3 protein-coding genes are annotated in these 1138 nt (G+C 36.6%); all 3 read left to right on the top strand.

What is annotated here, in order from left to right:
• On the top strand, positions 1-504 hold a 504-nt coding region (locus KEM10_RS23730; RefSeq protein WP_212220851.1), incomplete at its 5' end, for a phage antirepressor N-terminal domain-containing protein.
• Positions 505-509: 5 nt separating this feature from the next.
• Positions 510-800, top strand: coding sequence for a hypothetical protein (locus tag KEM10_RS23725; RefSeq protein ID WP_212220848.1), 291 nt, complete (start codon positions 510-512; stop codon positions 798-800).
• Between the two features lie 3 nt (positions 801-803).
• A partial coding sequence (locus KEM10_RS23720) for a CHC2 zinc finger domain-containing protein (RefSeq protein WP_244826135.1) occupies positions 804-1138 on the top strand: 335 nt, incomplete at its 3' end.

The raw sequence follows: 1138 nt of genomic DNA, 5'->3' as shown, positions 1-1138 counted from the left end.
GTTAGCATCATGCTTATTGATGATGCAGAAAAGTTAGTCCCCATTAAACCAATATGTCAAGCTTTAGAAGTTAATTACTCAAGCCAGTTAGAAAAGATTAAGAGTGATGAAATATTGGGTTCAACTGTACCGCTCAGGGGTATAGTTGCTGCCGATGGAAAAGAACGAGAAATGGCTTGTATTCCTTTTAAGCTTGTATTTGGTTGGCTATTTACAATTAACCCCAAGAATGTCAAGGCTGAGGCTAAAGAACAAATCATTAAGTATAGGCTGGAATGCTACAATGCCCTTTTTAATTATTTCACCGACCAGGGAGAGTTTTTAGAGCAAAAACAAAAGGCTTTGGAAAAGCAATTAGAAGAAGTGGAACGAATACGAAATGATTATAGCGACCAAAAGAAGCTGCTCAATGATGCAAGAAAAACACTTAACGATATTAAGGAGCTGACTTTTGAAGAATGGCAAATGAATAAAAGACAATTATCTCTGGACTTTCCAAACTAAAACACATGACAGTATTAGCACCGAATACGGTATCTAAGTTATATTATTTCGATAACCGCATAAAGAGTTTCTATGAAAAAAACGGCTACTCCAACGTTCCGTTTGATGGCAATAAAATTCAGAAAATGATTGAAGATTCACAGTTGGAGCTAAATGCTCTCTTTTACAAGATTTGGGGTTCAGATATGGGCTACCACCTGTTAGATAAGTTTTACGATTTCAGGGGTAACGTGTATGAGTTCTTTATGAGCCTTGATAGCAGTAACCGTGAGTTATTGACAGGAAAAGATTGGTAGCCGATGGATGTAAAAAGGGTCATAGAGCAAATCAATGATGAAGTTTACGAGGTTGTCTCCAATTTTGTCACACTAAAAAAAGCAGGGATTAATTACAAAGCTTGTTGTCCGTTTCATAATGAGAAAACGGCTTCGTTCAGTGTTAATCCGGCAAAAGGAATCTTCAAATGTTTTGGTTGTGATAAAGGCGGTAATGCCATTGAGTTTATTAAGGAGCATGAAAATGTTGAATTTAAAGAAGCTGTTGAAATTGGTGCAAAGCTTTTGAACCTCAATTTTGAATGGAAGAAAAGCACCAATTGGGATGAAGCCAAATTCAAACATGAAGAAAGCCTGAA

The organism is Carboxylicivirga linearis (assembly GCF_018271995.1).
Classification (GTDB): domain Bacteria; phylum Bacteroidota; class Bacteroidia; order Bacteroidales; family Marinilabiliaceae; genus Carboxylicivirga; species Carboxylicivirga linearis.
The sequence above is the reverse complement of the archived record's forward strand: the minus strand, read 5'-3'. Positions and strand labels throughout refer to the sequence as shown.